Origin of the sequence: Aliidiomarina sanyensis, from assembly GCF_003987175.1 — a bacterium.
Classification (GTDB): domain Bacteria; phylum Pseudomonadota; class Gammaproteobacteria; order Enterobacterales; family Alteromonadaceae; genus Aliidiomarina; species Aliidiomarina sanyensis.
Genome location: NZ_PIPM01000004.1, coordinates 41,209 through 59,835 on the forward strand (window position 1 = coordinate 41,209; position 18,627 = coordinate 59,835).

The window sequence follows — 18,627 nt, forward strand, 5'->3', positions numbered from 1 at the left end:
TGACAACAAGGGGGAAACCCTCAGTATGCGACCAAGTGTATAGAAATGAGGATAAATAAAAATCAACTCGGCACGCACTTAAAGTCACTGTAAGCGGCGTGCCCGGTTGTTTCTTGCGTTCTGCTTAAGCGACCTCTTGGACTGGAATCAGCGGTCCCAATCCCCAGCGTGCCCGTGCTTGATCACATCGTGGATTACTGCCATCGACATTGGCATCAAACTCACGACAGGGTGTCGGCCGGTTCGCGTAAATCGAACAACCGACCGCCGCCCCAATTTCACCTTGTAACGCAGTACAGCGCGGCGCCGAATTATTTGTTCCTTGCATACACCGGTAGAAGGAGTTGACCTGCTCGGTCAATTGATGCGGTACGAATCCTTGGGGTGCATCGTCGCCCTCTGCCCAATAGAAAGATACACGAAAACTTGCACAGCATGCACCACAGGTGACACACGGATTAAATGAACTCATGGATAATAACTCAACACTCAACTATGACCCGGGCGGGCCAATACGGAACTCCCAAAGAACCACATTGAACATCAAGCAGTCACCAGAAGGTGACGTTGAAGTGCGCAGATTATATCCGAAAATTTCAAAGAAAAAATAGGAATCTGTGTGCGGCAAAGGTAGAATTTATCCTCGTTTTTTGGTCTACCGAATACACATGGAAATGTCGCTATGGGTCGCGCTTATCAAAACCGCAAAGAATCAATTGCAAAAACAGCTGCTGTAAAAAGTAAAATTTACAGCAAATATGGTCGCCAGATTTATGTGGTCGCCAAGCAGGGTGGCACCGATCCCGCAGCGAACTTATCGTTGCGCTCACTCATTGATAACGCACGCAAAGATCAAGTTCCGGCACACGTCATTCAGAACGCCATCGACAAAGCCAGCGGCGTCGGTGGCGAAGACTACGCAATTGCTCGGTACGAGGGGTTTGGCCCAGGAAACTGCATGGTGTTGGTTGAGTGCTTGACCGACAATCCAAATCGCACCATCGGAGAAGTACGAAACTGCTTTACGAAGAGCAAATGCAAACTTGGTGCGCCCGGTTCGGTTGCGCACATGTTCGATCACTGTGCGATCTTCAGCTTCGCAGGAGACGATGAAGATGCTGTACTCGAAGCACTGATGGAAGCCGATGTGGACGTCACCGACGTGGAGTCAGAAGACGGTATCATCACCGTGTTTGCACCGCACACCGAATACGCAAAAACACAAAGCGCACTGACCGCTGCGTTTGGTGACGACCTTGAGTTTGACGTGCAAGAGATCCAATTCCTGCCCCAGACCACGCAAGAAATCGCAGAAGACGACATGCCGATGATGAACCGTTTGCTGGACATGTTAGAGGATTGTGATGATGTCCAACGCGTGTTCCACAATGCTATTTTCCCAGAGTCCGACGCGTAATTACGCCCATGACTCAGAAAAAAGCGCCGCAGGGCGCTTTTTTTATTCTGTATCTCCATACACGGAGCGATTCAGCGCTGCTTCCACCCGTTGGTAGAAAAGCCCCGCGTGGTACCCATCGGCCAATGCATGATGAGCGTGGAATGAAATCGGAAGAAACCACTTTTCACCCTGCTTATACAGCTTACCCACCGAGATTTTTGGACAGGAGTCCTGGCCTTTGAATGGACGCGCATGAGAAAGACTCGTGAACTTCACCCAGGGAATCGCAGAAAAGTGCACCACATTATCTTGCCCATTTGAGGGCAGGAGCGAGCGGCTCTGTTGAACACGTTGAATTTCAGTCTGTGCCTGCTGGACAAATGTATCAAACGACGCAGAGAAAGGGATATAGGAGAATCCAAATGTGTGATCTGACCGCAATACGGTCGCGCTCACATCAATTCGGTGATAACGCACAACCTGTTCGCCCTCAATCCGCAGGCGGAGTGCATCGATGGAGTTCACCACCTCCATAATCGCATGCAAGTACCGCAGGTAGAATGATTGCTGGCGTTGCTTTGCGTCGCGATACAGACCCGTGCACTCCACATTCACCGACAAGCCAAAAAAGGGCTCTGCAAACTCCCTGAAGAACGCAAAGTGTTCTTTGCGCTCCCAACGGTTAATATCAATGATGTCCTTGCTCGGTTTACCCATGATCGCGAACCTCAATGCTCTTGAGCGTATTAACGCATCGTCACGAACTCTTCCGCACTGGTAGGATGCAGTGCAACCGTTGCGTCAAAGTCCGCTTTGGTGGCTCCCATTTTGATCGCGACAGCAAATCCTTGCAAGATTTCATCCATCCCTTCACCAATGCCATGCAAGCCGACGACTTTTTCATCCTCACCCACGCACACAAGTTTGAAGTTACTGAGTTCGCGATAGGGTGTAATCGCGTTATACATGGCCGCGAAACCTGATTTGTACACCTTCACCTGCTCCTCGCCATACGTTTCAACCGCCTCAACCTCGGTGAGACCGAGCGTGCCAATCGGTGGATGACTAAAGACAATGGTGGGGATTAAGCGGTAATCCATATGTGCGTCGGGCATATCTGAATTAAACAAACGTTCTGCCAGGAGTCGACCCGCTTTGATGGCCACAGGCGTCAGCTGTGCTTCACCTGTGATATCACCGACCGCATAAATCCCCTCGACATTGGTATTTTGATATTTATCGGTCCGAATGTACCCCTGTTCATCCGTGTGGACACCTGCATGTTCCAATCCAATCTTATCGGTAGCCGGTTCGCGGCCAATGGCCCAAATCAAAGCATCCACGTCGGAAATCGTCTCATCGTTCATGGTGGTAATGGTCAACTGCCCGTTCGATTCCTTCTCAACTTTCTTTACTTCAGAGAATGGGTGTAGCTGAGGGCCATGCCGCTCCATTAAGCCAGTTAACGTATCGATAATGTCTCGGTCAAAGTTTCTAAGTGGCCGATCTTGACGGACCAGCAGGTGGGTGTCGGTACCCAGCGCATGCAGCACCCCTGCAATCTCCACCGCAATATAGCCCGCACCGACCACTACCGCTTTCTTGGGCTGTGACTCGAGCGCGAAAAAGCCATCCGAATCGATACCATGTTCAGCACCCGGAATGTTCGGGATCTGGGGGCGTCCACCGACCGCAATGGTGATGTGATCTGCGGTGATACGCTCACCATTCACTTCTACTGCGTTTGGACCCACAAAGCGGGCAAAGCCCTCAATAAAATCAACGCCATTACCTTGAAATCCGCGATGATATGCACCGTGAATTCGTTCAATGTAGGCTTCTCGATTACGCACTAAGGTGCCCCAATCAAATCCCTTTTTATCCAGTGAAAACCCATAGGCTTCGCTGTATTTAATAGCTTCGGCAATATGCGCGCCATACCACATCACTTTTTTCGGTACACAGCCGACATTTACGCAGGTCCCGCCGACCGCTTTTGCCTCAATCACGGCGGCCTTTGCGCCCCGGATGGCGGCTCGGTTAGCCGATGCAATTCCACCACTTCCGGCGCCAATGCTCAGGTAATCGTAATGTCTGCTCATAGATACTGCTTCTCCATCTTTCGTTCGTGCATCGCGGGTAACGCGCGCCTTAATACTCCGAGGCGGAAGTATATCACGCTCGTCCCTACCATGCGTTTACACAAAATTAGATTGGGTTTATCTAGACCTTTTATGACCTTTGTTGCAAGCTGATGTAACGGACCTATCGAACGATGACTTATGCACCGGATTGCCTTGCCAACACGGATTTACTCGCCTTTCGAACGCTACGCACGTGTGGTGGCGCTCGTTCTTGCAAGCTTTCTTATGTTCGGAAGTTGCCTCGTCATGGCGCAGGACGAGGAGCCTAAGGAGCAAACAGAGGTCGTCGAGCCGAAAACGGAATCCCGCGCAACGGAAGTCAATTTAGAGTGGCTCGACTCCTTTCAAGATGGGGTGGAGGATACGGTCGATGCAACCGCACGCTGGTTTGATCAATTTTTTGGCGACGAGCGTTCGTTTGATGACACGGAGGGATCCCGTGGTCGCATATCACTTCGTCCCGAGTGGAGTCAGTATGATGGTTTCCGAGTCCGGTCTAGTTTACGTGCTCAATTCACCTTGCCCAACACGGAAGAACGCCTTTCAGCAATCATCGGGCGAGTTGATTTTGATGATTTTGTGACCGGTGAAGATTCACAGCAGCGAAGCTCGGTTATCCGGAGTGAAACCGGTGATGAAGAATGGATCATTGGCTTAGGCTTCGATCCGCGACGCGGGGAGACCAGTCGATTCTCTGTATCTGCAGGAATTCGTGGCGGGCTCCGCGCCGACCTGTATGTTCAAGGTCGTTACCTGTACCAATACCGCATCAGTGACTCGAAACAGATCCGCAGCCGGAGCAGCCTGTTTTGGCGCGATAGTGATGGCTTCGGTCTCAATCAGCGCTTAGACATTGAGCATAGTCCCAATCCTGAGTGGCTTAATCGGTTAAGTATGGATGCAACGCGAGCTGAGCGCGTTCAAGGCTACCGTTGGCGCTCCAGTATTGCTAGCTACCATGTGTATGAGCCAGAGAAAGCGATGGCCGTCGAGTTTTTTTGGCGCGGAGAAACAAAGCAGCTCGTCCCGCTGCGCGACTATGGCTTTCGCTTAATTCATCGGCGCGGTTGGTTGCGGGAATGGCTGTTCTTAGAAACCTACGCAGGGCTGCATTGGCCACGACGAGAACTGGACGAACCGCGTCGAGGGCGTTACATGATAGGGCTTGAGATTGAAATGTGGTTCGGCGACTAACCTGCTATTTCTAAGCAAGCCACAATAAAAAAGCCCAGTGCAACGAGTCTTTTAAACACGTTACCAACTGGGCTTATGCAGATATTGTCTCGCGTCTTAACCGGTGAAGTCTGAAACGTCCAAGTCTTCATCTAAACGAATTTCGACATTCGCTCGGTCACGCAGCAATTGAATCGTGCCTTCAATCCCATTCTGGCGCAGTGAAGATTGCATCTCCGCTTGTTGGGTATTCAACATCGAAACACCTTCCGCGACAAGATCAAAAGCCATCCAAGGAGCATTTGGGTTACGCCGTTGAAGATGAAAGTCCAAGCGAATCGGTGGGCGTCCACCCTCTTCAATCAGCTGAGCACGCACCACGACGCGACGCTGACCTTCATAATCACCACCCCGCCCAAAACGAAGTTGATGTTTCGTTTCATCGTATTGAGTAAACACGCGCGCATAAGTTGTGATCAAATACTCACGAAACACCTCAACAAACTCTTGCTGTTGATCTTCATTCAGCCGTTGCCAGTTCCGCGCGAGTACCGAGCGGGCAGCAAACTGATAATCGGAATAGGGAAGAAGTTCTTCCTCCATGATGGTTCGAAGGTAACGTGGATTACTCTCAATCTGCGAACGCTCCTGAGCGATGCGCGTCGTCATCCGTTCCGCGATTTGCTCGAGCATACGAAATGGATTTTCGCTGTCAATTTCATCCGCATTCACGGTGAGCGAGCTCAACATCAATGCAAGTGCACTTATCCACAAGGTAACTACTTTCATCTACCTGTCCTCATTTCCATTGCTGAGATTACAAGCCTTTACGTCAGACCTACAAAAACAGAATTAGTTACGGCGATTTTGAGCTACGACGCAAGCGCGAAGAAGAAACCAGCAATACATGCGCTCATCAGGTTCGCTAGCGTTGCTGCCAACAAAGCCCGCATACCCATGGTTGCAATGTCTTTGCGCCGACTTGGTGCCATTCCACCCAGGCCTCCAAGCAGGATCGCAATTGACGAAAAATTTGCAAATCCGCAGAGCATAAAGGTGATGATGACCTGACTTTGCATACTCATTTCATCTTTCACTTGAGCAAAGTCTAAATATGCGACGAACTCATTAATGACAAGTTTCTGCCCAATAAAGCTTCCGGCTTGCTGCGCTTCAGCCCAGGGAATCCCCATGATGAATGCGAGCGGTTGGAAGATAAAACCAAAAATCAGCTGCATGGTTAGATCTTCACGGCCAAAGAACCCACCAACGTATCCAAGAACCCCATTCACCAAGGCAATCAATGCAACGAATGCGAGGAGCATGGCGCCCACATTAAGGGCAAGCTGCATACCGCTTGATGCGCCTGAAGCAGCGGCATCAATCACATTCGCACGACGCTCTTCTTTCGGGACTTCTTTAATATTGTTGTTCGGCTCTTCTGTTTCTGGAACCAAAATTTTGGCCATCAACAGGGCGCCTGGTGCCGCCATAAAACATGCAGCAATCAGATAGCGCAGCTCAATACCGAGTCCGGCGTAGCCCGCCAGAACTGAACCCGCGATCGAGCTCAACCCGCCCACCATTACGGCAAAGAGCTCCGAACGGGTCATATTGGGGATAAATGGCCGAACTACCAGTGGGGCTTCTGTCTGTCCTACAAAGATATTGGCTGCTGCCGACATCGATTCTGGACGACTGGTGCCTAACAGCTTTTGCAGTGCACCACCAATCAGGTTGATGACCCGAGTCATAATGCCGATATGATACAAAACGGAAATCAGGGACGAGAAGAAAACAATGACACTTAGCACGTGAATGGCAAAAATAAATCCTTGGGAGTAGTCCCCAAGATCACCAAATAAGAAGGTGATACCAGCGCCCGCGTAGCCAATAACGGCAGCCACACCAAAGGCAATTCCACCGAGCAAGTCTTGTCCGAGCGGGACGTACAGAACAAAAGCACCTAAACCTGCTTGAATGGCGAACGCGGTTCCAACCGTGCGCCAGCGAATGGAGGTTCGATTTGTAGAAAATGCAAAAGCGACGGCCAAGAGGACGGCCATGCCGATCAGGCTTATCATTGTGGTTCCCTTAACTCGTACCGTTACTCCGCCAGGAGCTGACGAATCTTTGTTTTAATTATATCGATCGCAATTTCGTTTTGACCACCACGGGTCACAACCAGATCAGCGTACTGCTTCGACGGAAAAATAAACTCGAAGAAAGCCGGACGGACATAGTTTTCATATTGCTCAGTAATCGAACTCAATGAACGACCACGCCGCTCGATATCTCGATTAATCCGCCGCAGGAGACATATATCCAGTGGCGTATCCATAAAGACCGAAATATCAAACTGCTTTCTCAGCTGAGGATCACACAACAGCAAGATTCCCTCAACCAATATTACCCGCGCCGGTGTGACCGTAATGGTCTCCTTCACCCGCGTATGTTCTTTATAACTGTACTGTGGCATCTCGACCGAATGGCCGTCACGCAATTGCTGTAAATGAGCCGCAAGTAACTCATGTTCAAACGCACTGGGATGGTCGTAGTTGGTCAACACGCGCTGATCGAGCGACAAGTGACTTTGATCCCGGTAGTAAGCATCTTCGGACAAAACGGAGATCCGCTCGCCACCTAGCTCGGCCACCAGCTCTTGGTAAACGGTTGATGCAAATAAACTTTTACCTGAGGCAGATGGCCCCGCGATAGCAATGATGGTCGTTTTGCTCACTGAAAAAACCCGCGTTGCGTTGAAATAACAGAGATTATTAGGTCCGCATTATCCCGAATTAGGCGCCATTTATAAATATTAAATTCGTAAAACACGCTGCTTACTTCGTCAAAACCACACTATCTGGTGGTTTTTCTCGAAAAAAGGCAGCCACTGGCTGCCTTATCCATCAATCGTCTTCGTAACCCCAGGGTGCGGGTGGCGCAGCGATCGGTTGGCTTAAATCAAAATCCAACCGCCACGTCCAATCACCATCCGCCATGGTACCGTAGGTGTAACGCTCTCCCGGTACGATTTCAATTCGCCAGCCAAGCACCTCACCTTGCTCTCCTTGACGCGCCGTGTAGATAAACATTTGCCGGTCTGGGCTGCCGGCATCAACCGTAAACCCACCGTATCCACTATCTTCCTCAGGCTCACCGCTTGGTTCACGATGATCATGGTAAAGCTCTAGACGATCCGGATGCAGGGTATAGATCCACGTCCGTGACCGATCCCAATCGCCTTCTTGTGGCTTCTCAATATGAAATGGCGCCCAAATTCGGTTCTCAGAGCACGCACGGAAGTGCACAATCAACGCCTCATCGCCTTCCAGCAGATCCCGCCCTGGACGCTCAACAATACGTTCGCCCGCATAAGCTTGGCCACACAAAGTAGCTAATTGATTAAAGAATTGAACATGCGGGGGGTACTGTTCGACCACAACCTCCGAAGCCGGATCCGATGGGTTTCCGCAGGCGGTTAACACCCCGACGGTTGCGCCAACCAACGCAATTGTTTTCCATTTCATAGCATGCCTCTTTTTTTTAATTATTGATTCTTATCGTGCTCACACCCTAGGTTCACTATAACGGATCATATAGGAATAGAAAATTGTCAAAAAATAAGCGATAGTGTGCGGTCTGCTCAGTTTGCCATCAGCACCTAGCATTTTTTTGTTCCCAGATTTGATGTACAAGGTTTGATCCATGGAATTACTCGAACTCAGAAAACGCATTGAAGCGATTGATGCGCGTATTTTGCAATGTCTCGCGGAACGCCGTGATATTGCCCTTGCGGTCGCGCAAGCAAAAGCCAACCAAACCAGTGGCGTGCGCGATACCGAACGTGAGGCCGCGTTACTTTTGCAGCTCATGGATCAAGGCGCAGAAATGGGGCTCGATGCAGGTTATTTGACTCGCTTATATCATATCATCATTGAAGATTCGGTATTGATGCAACAAGCCTGGATGCAGGACAGTGACAACACGGGTACGTTGACCATCGCGCATTTGGGCACCGCGGGAAGCTATTCACATCTTGCCGCGCAAGGCTACGCAAGTCGTCGTAAATGCCAGTTACAAGGGCTCTCATGCGAGACCTTCCAGGATGTATTAAAGGCAGTTGAAGATGGTCGTTCTGTGCTTGGGATTTTACCTATTGAGAACTCAACTTCAGGTTCGATCAATGAAGTCTATGACCTATTACGACACACCCATCTACATATTGTGGCGGAGACTTATCTCTCTGTAGAACATCAGATACTGGTGCGGGAAGGCCAAGAGACCGTACCGGTCAAAACTATTTATGGCCACCCTCAAGCCATCGCCCAATGTGCCCGCTATCTAAGTCACCTGGACGGCGTCAATGTGGTGGCGTGCCCCTCATCTGCACATGCGATGGAAAAGGTCGCAAACAGCGATGAGCCGGGCGTCGCAGCATTAGGGTCACAAAGCGGCGGAGCCCTTTTCCGGTTGATTGCCATAGCCAATAACCTTGCGGATCAACCGGAAAATCAAACCCGCTTTATTTTAGTGCAGCGTCACAGTGCACATGTTCCGCAACAACTGCCTGCACGCACGAGTTTGATTATGGCCACACATAATCAACCCGGTGCGTTGGCTGATGCGTTGATTATTTTACGACAGCACGATCTCAACCTCATCAAGCTTGAGTCGCGCCCCATGCCAGGGAATCCTTGGGAAGAACTGTTCTATATCGACATTCTGGTCCACGAGCAAAGCCCGCAATGGCAAGCGGCACTGAAAGAACTAAAAACCATGACACGCTTTATCAAAGTCCTTGGCTGTTATGCAGACGAACGTGTCAAAGCAACCCATGTGATTCATCCGGAGCGTGCTCCCGGAAATTAATATAAGAGGCGAACAAGTCCATGCATTGGAATAGTCGAATTCTGGCCGGCTGGCCTATTTTGCTTGTCAGTCTTTTGCTGAGCGGCTGCTCCGCGGAGCAGCCTAACCGTTCCGCAGAGTTAGCGGCCGCGTGTGGCAATGCGGCCACCTCGCTTGCTGAAGTCGGCAGTTATGTAGGTCAAGAAGTCGACCTTGAAGCCGTCATTTCAGGTAATTTTATGGGTGCTGAGCGTCTCTCCGGCGCATTTGCGCAGGATTCGAGTGGTGCTGTTTTTTTGCGCCAGAATCGAGTTTTCCAGGACGCTGAAGTAGGACAAAGGGTGCGCGTACGGGGGGAAGTTGCAGAGTACAGAGGACACTATAAAGTCACTGATATTCGCGCCGTGGCGATTTGTGGTTTCCAGCCAGAAATTCAAACCCGCTCGATCGCATTTCCGCTCACGGCCGATACATCGTTCCAAGATATCCTCTTTCAACGCGTCCAAATTGAGGAACCACTGACCGTAATCGGCAATTATCAACTGGCCCGTTTCGGTACCTTAGATGTGGCCTCAGAGCGATTATGGATTCCCACACAAGTGGTCGCGCCCGGTGCTGAGGCGGCGGCTTTAGCCGCACAAAACGAGGCACGTCGCTTTGTACTCGACGATGGCTCCGATGTTGAATACCCTCGTCATGTGCGTTATCCGTACCCAGGACTTCATATCGATAACCCAGTTCGGGCAGGCGACACGGTGCAAAACCTTGAAGGATTCTTCATGGTTCAGGGGCAAAACTATCACTTTCATCCGGTTCGTGAACCCGAGTTTCAGGTCACAAATCGGCGTCCGGCTCCCCCACGTATGAGTGGTGGGGATGTAAGTATCGTGGCATTTAACGTCCTGAACTACTTTAATGGAGACGGCCAAGGAGGCGGTTTCCCCACGCCACGGGGTGCAGCCACGCCAGAAGAATTTGAACGTCAGCGAATCCGTACAATCAACACGATCATAGCGCTCGATGCCGACATTTATGCTCTGATGGAAATGGAGAACGATGGATTCGATGAGCGCAGTGCCCTTGCGGACTTAACCCGCGGGCTCAATAGCCTCACCACGGAAGGCAGCTATGACTTTATCCGCGCCGATGCGACACAAATTGGGACCGATGCGATCACCCAAGCAATTATTTATCGAAGCGATCGGGTGACGCCTCTCGGTGACCCCGCTTGGACAACACGGGGAGCTTTTTCATGGGGAAGTCGTCCGCCCCTCGCGCAAAACTTCCGCATCAACTCCTCGGGTAAATCGATCGCCGTGGTTGCCAATCACTTCAAATCAAAAGGCGGTTGTCCCCGCGAACGAGACGATCCCAACGCCAATCAAGGGGATGGACAAGCCTGTTGGAACCTCTTACGCACCGGCGCCGCGATTGAACTGATGAATTGGTTGGCAAGCAACCCACTGAATATTCGTCATCAGAACTACGTGCTGCTGGGAGACTTTAATGCGTACGCACAAGAAGATCCGCTGCGTGTTTTGGCCGAAGGGGGCTTCCCCAATTTGGCGACCACCTTGGCCCCAGACGGCTATTCATACGTATTCCGCGGAGAGAAAGGGAGTCTTGATCACGCGCTCGTCCACCACAGTGTATTGAACGCAGTGACTGGCTTTACGCATTGGCATGTAAACGCAGACGAGCCCATTGCGTTTGAGTATCCGATCGGCCAGAAAACTCCACAACAGCAACGGGATTGGTATTCTCCCGCACCTTATCGGGCCTCCGATCACGATCCAATTATCTTGATGATCGATTCGCGGGGTTTGAACTAAACACCGGCGCACAAAAAAAGCCCGGCATTATCGCCGGGCTTGCTGTCTTTCTGTCAGTCCGACCGTTAACCTTCAATCCGACCGTCGCGGATATGCTTTTCGCCCCGCTGTTTTGCAAGTTGAATTTGCTTTTCTCGCTCAGCAAAACGCTGTTTTTGGTCAGGGGTCGTTTTGTCATAACAATGAGGGCAACTCACCCCCTTTTCATAATGCACTGACGCTTTTTCTTCGTCCGTAATGGGCATCCGGCACGCGTAGCACTGATCATAAGAACCTTGCTCAAGGCCGTGCTTCACAGTGACCCGTTGATCAAACACAAAACACTCACCTTCCCAGGTACTCTCTTCCGCTGGGACCTCTTCCAGATACTTCAGAATACCACCTTGCAGGTGATATACCTCATCAAAGCCGAGCTCCTTGAGATACGCGGTGGATTTTTCGCAGCGGATTCCACCGGTACAGAACATCGCGACTTTCTTGTGTTTAGTTTTATCTAAATGCTGTTGTACATATTCGGGGAAATCGCGAAAGCTTTCCGTCTTCGGATTCACGGCACCCGCAAAGGTACCGACCGCGTATTCGTAGTCGTTGCGCGTATCAATCACTAACACATCGGGATTGGTAATGAGTGCATTCCAATCTTTTGGCTTTACGTAGGTCCCCACCACATTTTTGGGGTCGACCCAATCGATGCCCATGGTGACGATCTCTTTTTTCAACTTCACTTTGGTGCGATAAAACGCTTGAGATTCACTCAGTGATTCTTTGTGTTCGAGATCAGACAAACGCGGATCGTTACGCAGCCAACCGAGGACGGCGTCAATGCCATCCCGAGTTCCGCAAATAGTTCCATTGATCCCTTCTCGCGCGAGTAGGAGTGTTCCTTTCACTTGGTGGGCCGCCATCACGTCATAGAGTGGCTGGCGAATTGCTTCAAAGTCGTTAAGCTCCACGAACTTGTAGAGCGCGGCACAAATATACTGCATGGTTAAAACCCTTCTCTTAGCTGGCTGAATCGTAAGTCCAGTGCCAGAACGGGCGCGATTATACCCAATGAAGGGCGGTTCGTCACTCCACCGCACGCAACCGCAGAGCGAGAGTCCCTGCAACCACTCCCACGACGGTGAGGAGTGTCAGCACAGCATGGGTGCCAAGCCATTGATCGAGAATTCCGAGTAACATACCGAGAAGGAGCAATGCACCAATCACTGTATTGCTGACCGCTGTGAGTTGTGCGCGATTTTCTTGAGTTGCCATATCAACCAAGTAGGTTTTTCGTCCAATCCGCGCCCCTTGATGCGCCACTGCGGCCAAGAAAATCAGCGCCCCCCCGACCCCAATCAATCCAAGCAATGCATCCTCGATCATCGCGATGATTAGCGTAATGGCCATGACTCCAGACGCCATAAACGCGGCTGCGGCCATCACGTGATGGCTCGCCGTATCAGACCAACGCCCCCAAAACCGCCCGGCCAACATGCCCGCGGCGCCACTCGCCAGCATCAAGCTCCCCAGTCCGGTGAAGGCCCCATCGCTCTGCTGTTGAATCAAGACCACGATATAGGGAATCGAGAACGCCGAGGAAACCAACAAGGCCCGCACACCGACAAAAAAGCCAAAATCCCGATCCGTCCACAACAATCGCATCGACTTCACAGCTTCCGTAATAGCATTACCTCCTCCGGAAGTGGCGCCCGGAACTTCTGGAACAGCAGCAAAGGTCCAAGCCGCCGCAAGCCAAAGTAAGGCTGCGCCGCCGAGAAGGAATACGAACATTCCCGTTGTTCCATCGACTTGCGGTGCGAAAATAATCAGAAGCGCCGTTGCTAGCGTCATAAATCCTGCAGAAGTGGCTGCCAGGCCGGTCAGCCGCCCGCGGCGAGACTTGGAGATGGTTTTTCCTGTGACGTCTTTCAACGCCACGGAACAAATACCCCGCGAAAGACTAAATACAATCAGCCACACGATGACCCACCACCCAAATGTGAGTGGCGTGAACCATCCCTCGTCGTGGATAAAGAACAATCCACTCACCATCGCCAATAAGGCGAGAGCTTGGCCTATTGAGCCCCAAACCCAAAACCACTTCCGAACAGGTCGCTCGCGCATGCGTTGTGCGATAAAAAGCTGCGGCAAGAGTGAGAGCGACTCGCGCAAAGGAACCAGAAGACTAATAAAAAAGGCTGGTGCCCCGGTTGCTGAGAGCATCCACGGCAATACCAGTCGAGCGCTGACGAGGGAGTCACCTAACTTGGTGAGCGTCAGTGCCCATAAATGCAGTAAAAAAGCTTTCGGTTGTTCGTTGCAGGCTTCATCGGGAATATCCTTACAAACCCGCGCGTCTTCATCTTCAGCGAGATACTGATAGAGTTTCTCGGGAAGTTCTTGCGTGTGCTTGGGCATCCTCTCCCTCCTCCGCTTGTTTCAACGCTTCATGTTCAGCGATTGCCTCTTGCAGATGAAACCAAATACGGTTCACGAGGGCAACCAGTCGCAACCAATCCCGCACGCTTTCACGGTCAATAGAGCGACCGCTATGCTCTTGATAACTAGCCAGCAATTCACTGATTTCGTCATCATACAAATCATTGACGACAATGGTCGACGCCAAGTCAAAACCAGGATGTCCATAGCCTGCATATTCCCAATCAATCACTCGGGGCTCGTTTCCCAGAAAAACATGCTCGGCATTTAGATCATGATGGCAAAACACGTGCGGTTCTTCGTCCCAGCGACGAAAGAGATCTGCGTAGCTATCGCAATCACTTTGCGCCTCGCGACCGCGACGTGGATGGAGCTTGGTTAGCGCATCACAATAGTGTTGTACACGGGCACGCAAAGACCAGCGCGGCCCTGAAGGCTCAGCTTGATGTATGGTAGCCAGTGTTTGGCCCAGAAGTTGGGCACGTCGATGGGGATCAAATTCATCGGCAATGGTCGCTGCATTCATCCACTCAAAGACACAGATACCATCCGCTACACTTGACCAAACAACCTGAGGCGCGAGACTGAGCGTTGCCAACTCACGATCCAAGCGGACAGTTTCTCCCGGCGCACGACCGAACATTTCATCGTGGCCGTACCGCTTTACAAAGTAGGTCTGGGCACCGTTATCAATGCACCATGTTGCGTTCGCAAGATCACGCCCCACAGACGTTGTTTTCCACGTGCCATGCTCGGGTAAATGAGCTAAGCATCCAGTGGGGAATTGCATACACACAACCTCTTAACGTGCGGGCGAAACCCTCATCCCTGCAGAATCGACGCGCTTGCGTTGGTTCTGACGGTAATCCTGCCGCCAACGAATATATCCGACTGTGGACATGATGACATAAATTGCGAAAAGAATCGCGGTTGCTTGGAAACCTTGCAGAGTAAACAACCAGACATACAAGCTGTTAATGACGATCCAATACAACCAGTTCTCCAATACTTTACGCGCAACGAGGTACGTTGTGAACAAGCTAAATAAAGTAGTGACCGTATCTAATTCTGGGAAAACGGCATCGGTTCGCAACCGCAAATAAATTGAAATAAAAATGCTGGTCACGAGGAGCAGAAAAACCCACACCACATGGAAGCCTAATGGACGTGTCGTGATAGGAATGGGTTGATGTTTATTCCCAAATCGCCAGACCCAGAATCCGTAAAAAGCAATCGCAACATAATAGGCTTGCAGCCATGCTTCCATGTATAGATTGCCTTGAAAGAACAGCCACGAGAACAGACTGGCGCTGCAAACCGCCGCCGGCCAACACCATAAACTTTGTCGAATGGCCAAAACGATGTAGGCGATCGCAAATGCGACCGCCGTTAGCTCGAGCCCTGAAGACAACTCAAGGAGGTTGATCAGCCTATCCATGCTGCTCCACACCTTTGGCCCGCAGATCCTCAGGGGTCAGGTCTCGATTAATAAACTTACAGACCAAAACCTGAGGTGGAACCTGTTGATATACGCGCTCTAACTCAATGGTTAATGCCTCCATGACCGACCGATAAGCACCAAACACTTGCGTGCTCATGGTATTGGTCTGTACCTGCAATCCCTCGTAAGTGGCCAGACGATCCACAAAGTCTTGGATCACGGTCCGATACTCATCGGCTAGCGGATACAAACTAATTTCTGCAGAAAATTTCATGACAACTCCCTAGAAGCGATAGCGTGCCGTGAAACCAACGCGACGAGGCTCGCCCCACTGAACATAAGTCCGCGGTGCATACTCAATGCGCGGGTCGTTGCCAAAGAAGAATCCGCGCGTGGTGTAATCACGGTCAAACAGATTGCGGGCCCAAAGACTGAACTCCCAGTCTTGCCACGTGTAGTTCAAATGACCATGCACCAGCGCGTAGCTCGACGACTGCTGATTATGCGTGTTTGAGTAATAGAAACCGGTCCGTCCATCCATTTCCAAGCGAAGGGTCAGGCCTTCTGCGATCCGATATTCACCACCCAAATGCGCTTGATGACGTGGTGCATGGGCTTGACGACGTCCGCGCAAATTCGTGCCATCACGTAAGAGTAGATCATTAAACTCGGTTTCAAGGTAGCCGTATGATGCAAACAACCGAAGGTCGTCACGTGGCACATAATCAATGCTCGCTTCAATACCTTGGTTCGTCCCATCCGACGCATTATCCATGTAAGTTACGAAGACACCGTTGCGCTCAACGTATGCGTTGACCTGCATGTCGTCACGCCAACTGTAAAATGCATTCACTTGCAGACTTAAGCTGTGCTCCGGCAAAAACGCTTTATAACCGACCTCGACACTCGTCAGATATTCAGGCGCAAAAGTAGCTTGAGCTTCCAAAAATTCGCGGTGGTCTTCAAGGTTCCGATCTTCCACTCGACCGAGCGCCTCACCGTTCACGCCACCCGCCTTAAACCCGCGTGTCGCAGTAGCGTAGAGCTGTTGCATTGGGGCAAGCGCATACTCCAAGCTGACGCGTCCGCCCCAGGCAGAGTCTGATGGTTCAGCGACAATTCCGCGGCTATCCGCATAGTCGTTATCATACCGCTCCCAGCGCACACCGTAAGTGAGGCGAAGACGTTCGCTCAACATTTGCTGTAGCTCAGCGTACACGGCAGTGCGGTCGGTATCGTATCGGCTGCTGAATGGCGTATTCAAAAATGTGTATTCACGGTCCAAATCCTGCCGACGCTGCTGATAATAGATGCCGTAGAGCCACTCAGTCTCAAGGCCAAGGAACTGTACCGGCTCGTCCGAAAGAACGCGAGTTTCGAGCTCCATCTGTTCACGATCCCGAAAATAGGCATCGAAGCTATTGTATTCCCAGCCTGGCGCAATCCCTTCGAATGCCCAATCCTCGTCGTAGCTATATTCTGACTCTGCCCACAGGCCGCTTGCCATCACTTCCACAACGTAGCCCGGGTTACCGGTGTAGATTGCACCAATACGGCCTGCATGGCTATCAAGGGTGTCTCGTCCCGGCGTATCCGACAAGGTTTGACGATTGCCATCCAATGACCACGCGTCATACCCATTATCAATATCAAATCGGTGATAGGTAAAATTCAGGGTCAGATCATCCGTGGCCAACCAAGTGGCATTCAGACGCAGGGTCAGCTCATCTTGATTCTGGGTATCTTTTCGATTTAAAAAGATATTCTCTTGAAAGCCATCACTGACATAAGAGTAGAGTGAACCGCGCACCGCAAACCGGTCATTGAGTGCGTTACCAAATGCAACACCGGCAGCATATGTATTGTAGTTCGCCCATAAGGCTTCCACGTGGCCACTTGGCGCAAACTCGAGGGGTTCCGAGCCAAGATAAATCACCCCGGCCATCGCATCTGCACCGTAGCGAGTGCTTTGCGGACCGCGAAATACTTCGACTTGGCCGATATCAAACAGGGTCCCGGCACTGCCGATTCCGCTGTAGTTGATTCCATCAATAATTAAACCAACCGAGGGGTTAATTGGATCGACAAACTGGCTACGCTCGCCGATGCCGCGAATCTGGAAAAAGCTCGCCCGACTCGCACCCGAAGCTAAGTTCACGTTGGGAGCCATAATCAGGGCCGACTCGAGATGCTCTGCTTGACGAGCGCGGATATCATCGCCCTGAATGACGGAGACACTGCCCGCTACATCTTCAACACCGCGTGCACGAAAATCACCTACCACGACAATCCGCTCAATCGGGGATTGTGTCGTTGTTTCGGCAGAGGACGCGTCGTCGCCCAGAGCGACAAATGAGAAAGAGGATAGTGCGAGTGCGCTGAGAACTGCGCGAGATACTTTTGATTTGTTCATGGTGGATCTCTTCTTTTAAAAACGGATAAAAAGTCGAGATCCGGTTAGCCGCTGAATTGGTCCGTTCTGTATTACCAATCCCTACGCCAGTATTAACCGGATCAGGTGCAAAGAGTTTGAAGTTGGTAAAGACCAACTTACATCTCAGCCCTTGCGGGCACCCCTTTGGTAATGATGCGACGCGCCTTTGGCTCGCCGACGGTGCGAAGTATACGCGTTTCGCTAGATAAAACTCAAGGCATCGCCAAATAATTGGTCTTTCGGTAAGCCCAGTGCGGTGAATTGATCGCGGGCTACGCGCACCATGTCAAAGCGCCCAGCAATGTAGACATCATAAGCCTTCATTCCCTCGGCAGCGGCACTGGTAGTTGCACTCAGATCGTCAATGACGACATCCAGTACTTTCCCACGCGGATCCGCCCAATTCTCGTCCTGCGGACGTTCCACAACCGGTACATAGGTCAAGTTGGCAAAGCGTTTCGCCATCTCAACCAAGGCTTCATGGTAATAGAGATCCGCCTCTTCCCGAACCCCCCAATAAAGCAACACGGGTTGAGTTTCGGTGCGCGCAAGATGCGCTTGAAGAATTGACCACGCATAGGAAAAACCGGTCCCCCCAGCGATCAGCAACAAAGGGCGTGAACGTGTGGGCTCATAGCCTGCATTCCCATGCGGAAGACTAACCGAAATAGCGCGCTCGCGTTGGATCCGCTCCAACACTTCCCATGCATACGGATTATCTGGACTTGCTCCAATATGCAGCGTCACCTCTTTGCCGTGCGCTGGAATGGAGGCGATGGAAAAGGGTCGTTGATCACCCTCGCCCATATTGACCATCAGATATTGTCCCGGGATGTAGTCGACGGCTTCCTCGAGCACTAACTCAACAATATGGACAAACGAATTAACCGCTTCGCAGCGGCGTACTGTTGCAACACCTTGATACATGC

General features: G+C 51.2%; 18 protein-coding genes and 1 riboswitch. Of the genes, 4 read left to right on the forward strand and 14 right to left on the reverse strand.

What is annotated here, in order from left to right; genetic code table 11:
- Positions 1-124 precede the first annotated feature (124 nt).
- A complete protein-coding gene (locus CWE11_RS05430) occupies positions 125-472 on the reverse strand; it encodes a YkgJ family cysteine cluster protein (RefSeq protein ID WP_126776591.1) in 348 nt (115 codons plus the stop codon).
- A 210-nt stretch (positions 473-682) separates the two neighbouring features.
- On the opposite strand from CWE11_RS05430, the gene CWE11_RS05435 reads away from it, so the two are divergent.
- Positions 683-1,417 carry a YebC/PmpR family DNA-binding transcriptional regulator gene (locus tag CWE11_RS05435; protein ID WP_126776592.1) on the forward strand — a complete coding sequence of 245 codons (735 nt, stop codon included), beginning with the start codon at positions 683-685 and terminating at the stop codon, positions 1,415-1,417.
- Between the two features lie 42 nt (positions 1,418-1,459).
- Here the strand turns inward: CWE11_RS05435 and CWE11_RS05440 are convergent, their stop codons facing one another.
- Together CWE11_RS05440 and gorA are read right to left on the reverse strand one after the other, a co-directional pair.
- Positions 1,460-2,116, reverse strand: a complete 657-nt coding sequence (locus CWE11_RS05440) for a chloramphenicol acetyltransferase (protein ID WP_126776593.1) — start codon at positions 2,114-2,116, stop codon at positions 1,460-1,462.
- A gap of 29 nt (positions 2,117-2,145) precedes the next feature.
- Positions 2,146-3,501 (reverse strand): glutathione-disulfide reductase, encoded by a 1,356-nt coding sequence (gorA, locus tag CWE11_RS05445; protein ID WP_126776594.1) that lies wholly within the window; start codon positions 3,499-3,501, stop codon positions 2,146-2,148.
- Positions 3,502-3,681: 180 nt separating this feature from the next.
- Between gorA and CWE11_RS05450 the strand changes: the two genes are divergently transcribed.
- The gene (locus tag CWE11_RS05450; RefSeq protein ID WP_126776595.1) at positions 3,682-4,737 is read left to right on the forward strand and encodes a hypothetical protein; all 1,056 of its coding nucleotides are present in this window, start codon (positions 3,682-3,684) and stop codon (positions 4,735-4,737) included.
- Positions 4,738-4,833: 96 nt separating this feature from the next.
- On the opposite strand, the gene CWE11_RS05455 is transcribed toward CWE11_RS05450, so the two are convergent.
- From CWE11_RS05455 to CWE11_RS05470, 4 genes are all read right to left on the reverse strand, one after another.
- Positions 4,834-5,505 carry an MlaC/ttg2D family ABC transporter substrate-binding protein gene (locus tag CWE11_RS05455; RefSeq protein WP_126776596.1) on the reverse strand — a complete coding sequence of 224 codons (672 nt, stop codon included), beginning with the start codon at positions 5,503-5,505 and terminating at the stop codon, positions 4,834-4,836.
- An 83-nt stretch (positions 5,506-5,588) separates the two neighbouring features.
- Complete coding sequence (locus tag CWE11_RS05460) at positions 5,589-6,800, reverse strand: NupC/NupG family nucleoside CNT transporter (RefSeq protein WP_126776597.1); 1,212 nt, start codon at positions 6,798-6,800, stop codon at positions 5,589-5,591.
- 23 nt (positions 6,801-6,823) lie between these two features.
- The gene (gene udk / locus CWE11_RS05465) at positions 6,824-7,456 is read right to left on the reverse strand and encodes a uridine kinase (RefSeq protein WP_126776598.1); all 633 of its coding nucleotides are present in this window, start codon (positions 7,454-7,456) and stop codon (positions 6,824-6,826) included.
- A 169-nt stretch (positions 7,457-7,625) separates the two neighbouring features.
- Entirely contained in the window at positions 7,626-8,246 is a 621-nt protein-coding gene (locus tag CWE11_RS05470; protein WP_126776599.1) for a hypothetical protein, read from the reverse strand.
- Positions 8,247-8,424: 178 nt separating this feature from the next.
- On the opposite strand from CWE11_RS05470, the gene pheA reads away from it, so the two are divergent.
- Together pheA and CWE11_RS05480 are read left to right on the forward strand one after the other, a co-directional pair.
- Positions 8,425-9,588 carry a prephenate dehydratase gene (gene pheA / locus CWE11_RS05475; RefSeq protein WP_126776600.1) on the forward strand — a complete coding sequence of 388 codons (1,164 nt, stop codon included), beginning with the start codon at positions 8,425-8,427 and terminating at the stop codon, positions 9,586-9,588.
- 20 nt (positions 9,589-9,608) lie between these two features.
- Entirely contained in the window at positions 9,609-11,399 is a 1,791-nt protein-coding gene (locus CWE11_RS05480) for an ExeM/NucH family extracellular endonuclease (RefSeq protein WP_126776601.1), read from the forward strand.
- Positions 11,400-11,464: 65 nt separating this feature from the next.
- On the opposite strand, the gene trhO is transcribed toward CWE11_RS05480, so the two are convergent.
- From trhO to fre, 7 genes are all read right to left on the reverse strand, one after another.
- Positions 11,465-12,385 (reverse strand): oxygen-dependent tRNA uridine(34) hydroxylase TrhO, encoded by a 921-nt coding sequence (trhO, locus tag CWE11_RS05485; RefSeq protein ID WP_126776602.1) that lies wholly within the window; start codon positions 12,383-12,385, stop codon positions 11,465-11,467.
- 82 nt (positions 12,386-12,467) lie between these two features.
- Positions 12,468-13,802 carry an MFS transporter gene (locus CWE11_RS05490; RefSeq protein ID WP_126776603.1) on the reverse strand — a complete coding sequence of 445 codons (1,335 nt, stop codon included), beginning with the start codon at positions 13,800-13,802 and terminating at the stop codon, positions 12,468-12,470.
- Positions 13,750-14,613 carry a phosphotransferase gene (locus tag CWE11_RS05495; RefSeq protein WP_126776604.1) on the reverse strand — a complete coding sequence of 288 codons (864 nt, stop codon included), beginning with the start codon at positions 14,611-14,613 and terminating at the stop codon, positions 13,750-13,752. The genes CWE11_RS05490 and CWE11_RS05495 overlap by 53 nt, the downstream gene beginning before the upstream one ends.
- 12 nt (positions 14,614-14,625) lie before the next feature.
- On the reverse strand, positions 14,626-15,261 hold the full coding sequence (gene pnuC / locus CWE11_RS05500) for a nicotinamide riboside transporter PnuC (protein ID WP_126776605.1): 636 nt from the start codon (positions 15,259-15,261) through the stop codon (positions 14,626-14,628).
- Positions 15,254-15,538, reverse strand: coding sequence for a YkoF family thiamine/hydroxymethylpyrimidine-binding protein (locus CWE11_RS05505; protein ID WP_126776606.1), 285 nt, complete (start codon positions 15,536-15,538; stop codon positions 15,254-15,256). The genes pnuC and CWE11_RS05505 overlap by 8 nt, the downstream gene beginning before the upstream one ends.
- Before the next feature lie 9 nt (positions 15,539-15,547).
- Positions 15,548-17,677, reverse strand: a complete 2,130-nt coding sequence (locus CWE11_RS05510; protein ID WP_126776607.1) for a TonB-dependent receptor — start codon at positions 17,675-17,677, stop codon at positions 15,548-15,550.
- A 61-nt stretch (positions 17,678-17,738) separates the two neighbouring features.
- Positions 17,739-17,852, reverse strand: a riboswitch (TPP riboswitch).
- Between the two features lie 47 nt (positions 17,853-17,899).
- Positions 17,900-18,625, reverse strand: coding sequence for an NAD(P)H-flavin reductase (fre, locus tag CWE11_RS05515; RefSeq protein WP_126776608.1), 726 nt, complete (start codon positions 18,623-18,625; stop codon positions 17,900-17,902).
- Positions 18,626-18,627 lie beyond the last annotated feature (2 nt).

What these genes read in the sequence shown, in the direction of transcription:
- CWE11_RS05430 (WP_126776591.1), bottom strand. Translation starts at nt 472, where the DNA reads ATGAGTTCATTTAATCCGTGTGTCACCTGTGGTGCATGCTGTGCAAGT.
- CWE11_RS05435 (WP_126776592.1), top strand. Translation starts at nt 683, where the DNA reads ATGGGTCGCGCTTATCAAAACCGCAAAGAATCAATTGCAAAAACAGCT.
- CWE11_RS05440 (WP_126776593.1), bottom strand. Translation starts at nt 2,116, where the DNA reads ATGGGTAAACCGAGCAAGGACATCATTGATATTAACCGTTGGGAGCGC.
- gorA (WP_126776594.1), bottom strand. Translation starts at nt 3,501, where the DNA reads ATGAGCAGACATTACGATTACCTGAGCATTGGCGCCGGAAGTGGTGGA.
- CWE11_RS05450 (WP_126776595.1), top strand. Translation starts at nt 3,682, where the DNA reads ATGCACCGGATTGCCTTGCCAACACGGATTTACTCGCCTTTCGAACGC.
- CWE11_RS05455 (WP_126776596.1), bottom strand. Translation starts at nt 5,505, where the DNA reads ATGAAAGTAGTTACCTTGTGGATAAGTGCACTTGCATTGATGTTGAGC.
- CWE11_RS05460 (WP_126776597.1), bottom strand. Translation starts at nt 6,800, where the DNA reads ATGATAAGCCTGATCGGCATGGCCGTCCTCTTGGCCGTCGCTTTTGCA.
- CWE11_RS05470 (WP_126776599.1), bottom strand. Translation starts at nt 8,246, where the DNA reads ATGAAATGGAAAACAATTGCGTTGGTTGGCGCAACCGTCGGGGTGTTA.
- pheA (WP_126776600.1), top strand. Translation starts at nt 8,425, where the DNA reads ATGGAATTACTCGAACTCAGAAAACGCATTGAAGCGATTGATGCGCGT.
- CWE11_RS05480 (WP_126776601.1), top strand. Translation starts at nt 9,609, where the DNA reads ATGCATTGGAATAGTCGAATTCTGGCCGGCTGGCCTATTTTGCTTGTC.
- trhO (WP_126776602.1), bottom strand. Translation starts at nt 12,385, where the DNA reads ATGCAGTATATTTGTGCCGCGCTCTACAAGTTCGTGGAGCTTAACGAC.
- CWE11_RS05490 (WP_126776603.1), bottom strand. Translation starts at nt 13,802, where the DNA reads ATGCCCAAGCACACGCAAGAACTTCCCGAGAAACTCTATCAGTATCTC.
- CWE11_RS05495 (WP_126776604.1), bottom strand. Translation starts at nt 14,613, where the DNA reads ATGCAATTCCCCACTGGATGCTTAGCTCATTTACCCGAGCATGGCACG.
- pnuC (WP_126776605.1), bottom strand. Translation starts at nt 15,261, where the DNA reads ATGGATAGGCTGATCAACCTCCTTGAGTTGTCTTCAGGGCTCGAGCTA.
- CWE11_RS05505 (WP_126776606.1), bottom strand. Translation starts at nt 15,538, where the DNA reads ATGAAATTTTCTGCAGAAATTAGTTTGTATCCGCTAGCCGATGAGTAT.
- CWE11_RS05510 (WP_126776607.1), bottom strand. Translation starts at nt 17,677, where the DNA reads ATGAACAAATCAAAAGTATCTCGCGCAGTTCTCAGCGCACTCGCACTA.
- fre (WP_126776608.1), bottom strand. Translation starts at nt 18,625, where the DNA reads ATGTATCAAGGTGTTGCAACAGTACGCCGCTGCGAAGCGGTTAATTCG.